Here is a 5,634-nt window from a genome sequence, read left to right as displayed (position 1 = left end):
AGCGAACCCTAAACCAACTTCAGAAACGCGACACTAGCGAATCAGCCGGGAACGACGTCAACTTGCGGAACTCAGGTTAGACTCAGCTCAATTTTGTGAGACAGAACACAACCAGCCCCAGGGGGGACCGTGCAACTTCGCCGAACCGGAATGCGCGCAGCCGCATTCGCCACCGCCATCGCCACCGCATTCGCCGGAGGGGCCGTGGTCGCCCCCGCCGCCGGCGCGCAGGGATCGTCCAACGACCCGGCGCCCGCCTTCTACCAGCCGCCCGCGGACCTGCCCGCAGCCTCCGGCGAGCTCATCAAGACCGAGCCGTTCCCCCTCGCCGCCGCGATCCCGCCGATCCCCGGCGCCGACTCGATCTCCGATGCAGCCGGACCGCTGTCCACCGACGCGCAGCGCATCATGTACACCTCCGTCGGATCGCGCGACCAGGCGATCGCCGTGACCGGCGCCTATCTGCAGCCGCGCGCACCGTGGACCGGCCCGGGCACCCGCCCCCTGGCCGTGATGGCGCCCGGAACCCAGGGGCAAGGCGACCACTGCGCGCCGTCCAAGACGTTCCAGAACCTGGCCACCGTCCGCACCGACCCGCCGGGAGTCGGGTTCGGTTACGAGCTGTTCCAGACCTACGCGCTGCTCGCCCGCGGGTACGCCGTCGCGATGACCGACTACGAGGGGCTCGGCACCCCTGGGCTGCACTCGTACGTCAACCGCGAGTCGCAGGCCCGCGCAGTGCTCGACCTCGCGCGCGCCGCGTCGTCGGTACCGGGCGCCGACGTCGAGCCGGACGCCCGCACCGTGTTCGTCGGCTACTCCCAGGGCGGCGGGGCGGTGGCCGCGGCCGCCGAACTCCACCCGCAGTACGCGCCCGAGATCAACTTGGTGGGTACCGCCGCGGGCTCCCCGCCGGCCGACCTGCTCGCCACGCTCGAGCAGATCGACGGCACCGCCATCGCCGGGGCGATCGGCTACGCGATCAACAGCCTGATCGACGCCTACCCGGAGATGGGCCCCCTGATCAACCCGTACTTCAACGACCGGGGCCGGGCCATGCTCGCCGTCACCTCTGACCAGTGCATCGGCGAGACCGCGGTCCAATTCTTCCAGCAGCGCACCACTGACTTCACGATCTCGGGCCTGTCGGCCGGCGACATCGTGCGCAGCGAGCCCGAGATCCTGGCGTTCCTCGAGCGTCAGCGCATCGGCCGCCTTGCCCCGACCACGCCCGTGCGTGTGCTCTCGCCCGTCAACGACGACGTCGTCCCCGGCCACCAGTCGCAGCAGCTCGGCCGAGACTGGTGCGCGCAGGGCGCCGCCGTCGACATGGTCATCGACCCGATGCCTCCCGTCGCACCCGGTCTGGCGATCGGCCACGCCGTGCCCATGCTCACCGGTCTGGAGGGCAACCTCCGGTACCTCGACGACCGCGTCAACGGAGTCCCGGCGTCGAGCAACTGCGGAACCTACTGAGGCCGGGCGGGCCCCGGCGCCGGACCCGCCGCCCTTATGCAAGCAGGTTGCGCAACTCGGTTGTAGACTCGCCGGAGTGACGCCCACCGACCCGCCGCCCGACATCGCCGCCCTGGCGGACGATCTCCGCCACGCGCTGCGCCCCCTGTGGCGGCGGTTCAACTCCCACCGGACGTTGTCGATGGGCAAGGTCGGGATCCTGTCCCACCTGGAGCAGCGCGGGTCCCTGACTGCGACCGACCTGGCAGGCCTTGAGCGGATCAGCCATCAGGCCGTCGCCAACGCGGTCCGCGAACTCCGGGACCTGGGCCTGGTCACGCGCAGCCCGGACCCAGCCGACGGCCGCCGCGCCCTCGTCACCATCACCGCGGGCGGGCGCGAGCAGCTCCGCACCGAGCGCGCCGCGGGCCAGGACTGGCTGGCCCACGCGATCGCCGACCACCTCGACAGGGCCGAGCGCGCCCGTCTCGCGGCCGCGGTCCCCCTGCTCCGCCGCCTCGACTCCGAGGACGTCCGATGATCCCGCACCGGCGCCCGGCGCCCCGCTGGTTCGTGCAGGCTCTCGTCTACGCCGCGTTGACCAGCTCCATCGTCAGTTCCCTCGGCATGCTGCTGGTCCCGTCGGTCTCCGCAGAGTTCGGCATCCCGGTGAGCGCGGCGCAGTGGATGCTCACGGCCAACCTGCTCGTCGGCGCGGTCGCGACCCCGATCATGGGCCGCCTCGCCGACGGCCCCCATACCCGGAAACTCCTGCTGACCAGCCTCGGTGTGATCTTCCTCGGGTCCATCATCGCCACCGTCGCGCCGAACTTCACCGTCTTCCTCATCGGCCGCGCGCTGCAGGGACTCCTCTACGGCACGGTGCCCATCACCATCGCCCTGGCCCGCCGCCACCTGACCTTCACCGAATCCCAGCCCATCATCTCGACCCTCTCGGTCACCGTGTCGGTGGGAATGGGACTGGGCTACCCGCTCACCGGGATCCTCGCGGCCACGTTCGACCTGCGGGCCGCGTTCGCCTTCGCGGCACTGTTCGTGGCCACCGCGGCGATCGGCGTCTGGCGCTTCATCCCCGCCGGCCCCGACCCGCTCGCGCCCCGCACCCCGTTCGACATCGGCGGGGCCCTGCTACTGGGTGGCGGGCTGGCCGCGTTGCTGCTGTGGATCTCCGAGGGGCAGACCTGGGGTTGGGGGTCCGCGACGGCGCTCGTCGTCCTCGTGGTCGCGCTGAACACGCTGCTCTTCTGGATCGTGCACAGCATCCGCACCCTGCATCCCCTGGTCAACCTCCGCGTGGTCCGCCGGCCGGAGGTCCTGCTGGCCAACGCCACCGCGATCGGCCTGGGCACCGCAATGTACATCGGCCTGTCCATCGCGAGCCTCGTCGCGCAGGCACCCGCGGACACTGGTTTCGGCCTGGCCGTGCCACTGATGTGGGCGGGCTTCATGATGGCGCCGCTGTCGGCGGGCAGCCTCGTGGCCAACCGCACGGTCCGTGCCCTGTCCCGCCGCTACGACATGGCGGTGTTCCTGCCGGTCGGCGCGACCGTGATGACGGTGGCGTCAGTGCTGCTGTGGCTGCGGCACGGAGACTTCTGGACGCTGGCCGTCGGCATGTTCCTCTTCGGCGCCGGGATCGGCTCGGGCTACGCCGCGATGCCCGCGCTCATCGGCCGCAGTGTGGCGGTGGACCAGCTCGGCAGCGCGGTGAGCTTCAACCAGGTGCTGCGCACGGTCGGTGGCGCGGTCGGCGCGGCCCTGTCGGCCGCCGTCCTCGCCGCGCACCCCTCCGACTCCGCGTACTCGACCGACGAGGGCATCACCATGGCGTTCGGCGTGGGTGTGATCTGCTGCGCGACGGTGATGCTCGCGTTGGTGCTCCATGCCGTCACAGGTCGACGACGACGACGAGCCCAGCAGTAGCCCCGGCGTCCCGCATTCTGCGCGCGATCGCACTCGGTCATGCGGCACGGAATCGACCGCCCCGCGGGTCGGAGTCAGGCCCAGGGGGTCGTGGCCTGGAGCACCGCCTCCTGCAACGCGCTGGTACGCAGTGCCGTGACGGTTTGATATTCGGGGTCGGCGACCATCTCGCTGAACGCGGCGCGGCTGGGGTACCGGACCAGCAGAACGGCATCCCAGTCCTGGCCGGTCTCGGCGACCAGGGCTGTGGAACAGTCACCGGCGTAGAGCACCTCGGCGCCATAGCGGGGAAGGAAGGTCTCGTTCAGCGCCGCGGCGTACTTCGCGTAGTCCTCACGCCCGCCATCGGCGAACCGGAGCAGATTCAGCATCACCACCGGGCCGCCGGGGTCGTCGGCGAGGTAGCGCTTGAGGTCTCTTCCTCGGGGATCGATAGCCATCAGGCGAGTATCTCCTCCAGTCCCACCGCTGTGGCGCGAACGGCCATCCTCACTTCTTCTGCCGACGGCTTCCGCCGTGCCAGTCCTCCTGCGTGCCGACCGTGTCCGCGTCGACTCCGAACGCGGCGAGCTGCGGCTTCTCGCGCAGGCTGCGCTTGAGCTCGGCGAAACCCGGGAAGCGGGCGAGCCCCACCACGTGGTCCCAGAGCTCGGCTGCCGAGTCCTCGTGTGGCAGCCGGCTGATCACGGGTCCGAAGAAGGCGACACCGGTCGGTGGTTCGAAGTGGATGATGGGCGTGCCCACGTCCTTGCCCGTCAGCGAGAGCGCCTCGTCGGTCTCCCGGCGGATCTCGGCGTCCCACGACTCGTCGTCGACGGCGTCCGCCAGTTCGAGCGGCAGGCCAGCGTCGGCGAGGACCAGCCTGGCGAACTCGCTCGTGCCGCGCCGCTCACGCTCGTCGCCTTCGCTGCGGTCGTCGCCGGCGTCCGGAGCGGCGTCGAAGATGCGCGCCCCGAAGGCGGCGTACAGCGGCGCCATCGCCGCGCGGCCGTGCTCGGCTCGCGCTCGAGCCGCCACTCTCAGGAGCCGCAGCCCGGCGGTGTGGCCGGCTTCGTACTCAGGGGGGAAGTGCGCGTCGTAGTCGACCTCGGCGTTGACCAGGCGCAACGAGATGAACCGCCAGTCGACCGTGTAGTCGCGCTGCGCCTGCACCTGGCGCACCCATTTGCTGGTCATCCAGGCGAAGGGGCAGACCGGGTCGAAGTAGAAGTTGATGTCGGCGTCCATGCGCCCACCCTAGCCAGCTGTTCCGGCCGCGCAGCCCGCTGGCGCATAGCATGGTGCACACCCGGTGACCAGGAGGACTCCGCGTGACCGACACACCAGCCGATCGCAAACAGAACCGGGGCGACGAGCCTGGGCTTCGCCGACCGCGGGTGATCGTGTTCGACGTCAACGAGACCCTGTCCGACACCACGGCGATGTCGGCCCGGTTCTCCGACGTCGGGGCACCCGGCTCGATGTATCCCCTGTGGTTCGCCGACCTCCTGCGCGACGGCTTCGCCCTCACCGCCGCAGGCGCCGCTCGCCCGTTCGCTGACATCGGCACCGGGCTCCTGCAGGTCATGCTGTCGGGGGTGGAGCTCAACCGGCCTCTCGACGAGGCGATCGAGCACATCATGAGCGGGTTCGTCGGACTCGATCCTCATCCCGATGTCGCCGACGGCGTCACGGCGTTGACGGAGCTGGGGATCCGATTGGTCACCCTCAGCAACGGTTCGACACAGGTCGCCGAGAAGCTGCTCACGTCAGCCGGTGTGCGACGCGACTTCGACTTGCTGCTGTCAGTCGACTCCGCCGGCGCGTGGAAACCAGCCGCCCCCGCCTATGAGTTCGCACTCGAGCAGTGTGCCGTTGCCCCCTCGGACGCCATGCTCGTGGCCGTCCATCCCTGGGACATCGACGGCGCCCACCGGATCGGAATGCGAACGGCATGGATCAACCGCACCCACGGCATGTACCCGAAGCATTTCACCAGCCCGGACCTCGAGGTCACGGACATCACGCAGTTGGCCCGCCGCCTCAGTTGAGAAAGCGGTTGACCATTCCCTTGGGCTGCGGGTCTCGGGCAACCCTCGGCGCGAGGCTTCAGAACACACTGCGGGCGAGAGTTCCTATCGCCATGCAATGCCATAGAGGGCTCCAACAGTTCCCACGCACCTGCTGAAAGCCGAAGCCGAAGCGCCACTCGTGCCGGCTGGAGTGTTCCCGCTAAAGTGGCCACTGCAATTAAGC

At 70.0% G+C, this 5,634-nt stretch carries 6 protein-coding genes; 4 read left to right on the top strand and 2 right to left on the bottom strand.

All coding sequences use genetic code 11. The features are described 5' to 3' along the window. Positions 1-150 precede the first annotated feature (150 nt). The 3 genes from G6030_RS13320 to G6030_RS13310 all read left to right on the top strand — a co-directional run bounded on the left by G6030_RS13320 (position 151) and on the right by G6030_RS13310 (position 3,399). The gene (locus tag G6030_RS13320; RefSeq protein ID WP_069388651.1) at positions 151-1,476 is read left to right on the top strand and encodes a lipase family protein; all 1,326 of its coding nucleotides are present in this window, start codon (positions 151-153) and stop codon (positions 1,474-1,476) included. Between the two features lie 76 nt (positions 1,477-1,552). After that, positions 1,553-1,996: a MarR family winged helix-turn-helix transcriptional regulator gene (locus G6030_RS13315; RefSeq protein WP_319029397.1), complete on the top strand. Its 444-nt coding sequence runs from the start codon at positions 1,553-1,555 to the stop codon at positions 1,994-1,996. Continuing rightward, entirely contained in the window at positions 1,993-3,399 is a 1,407-nt protein-coding gene (locus tag G6030_RS13310) for an MFS transporter (protein WP_182643450.1), read from the top strand. The genes G6030_RS13315 and G6030_RS13310 overlap by 4 nt, the downstream gene beginning before the upstream one ends. A 74-nt stretch (positions 3,400-3,473) precedes the next feature. Here the strand turns inward: G6030_RS13310 and G6030_RS13305 are convergent, their stop codons facing one another. Together G6030_RS13305 and G6030_RS13300 are read right to left on the bottom strand one after the other, a co-directional pair. Then, positions 3,474-3,839 (bottom strand): DUF1330 domain-containing protein, encoded by a 366-nt coding sequence (locus tag G6030_RS13305; protein WP_119193221.1) that lies wholly within the window; start codon positions 3,837-3,839, stop codon positions 3,474-3,476. Between the two features lie 49 nt (positions 3,840-3,888). Next, the gene (locus G6030_RS13300) at positions 3,889-4,626 is read right to left on the bottom strand and encodes a hypothetical protein (protein WP_182643449.1); all 738 of its coding nucleotides are present in this window, start codon (positions 4,624-4,626) and stop codon (positions 3,889-3,891) included. A gap of 83 nt (positions 4,627-4,709) precedes the next feature. On the opposite strand from G6030_RS13300, the gene G6030_RS13295 reads away from it, so the two are divergent. Next, positions 4,710-5,429 (top strand): haloacid dehalogenase type II, encoded by a 720-nt coding sequence (locus tag G6030_RS13295; protein ID WP_119193220.1) that lies wholly within the window; start codon positions 4,710-4,712, stop codon positions 5,427-5,429. The last annotated feature ends 205 nt before the right edge of the window (positions 5,430-5,634 follow it).

This window comes from Dietzia sp. E1, from assembly GCF_014145015.1.
GTDB classification, from domain to species: Bacteria; Actinomycetota; Actinomycetes; order Mycobacteriales; family Mycobacteriaceae; genus Dietzia; species Dietzia cinnamea_A.
This window is presented reverse-complemented; position numbering and strand designations above follow the sequence as displayed.

What these genes read in the sequence shown, in the direction of transcription:
- G6030_RS13310 (WP_182643450.1), top strand. Translation starts at nt 1,993, where the DNA reads ATGATCCCGCACCGGCGCCCGGCGCCCCGCTGGTTCGTGCAGGCTCTC.
- G6030_RS13320 (WP_069388651.1), top strand. Translation starts at nt 151, where the DNA reads ATGCGCGCAGCCGCATTCGCCACCGCCATCGCCACCGCATTCGCCGGA.
- G6030_RS13305 (WP_119193221.1), bottom strand. Translation starts at nt 3,839, where the DNA reads ATGGCTATCGATCCCCGAGGAAGAGACCTCAAGCGCTACCTCGCCGAC.
- G6030_RS13300 (WP_182643449.1), bottom strand. Translation starts at nt 4,626, where the DNA reads ATGGACGCCGACATCAACTTCTACTTCGACCCGGTCTGCCCCTTCGCC.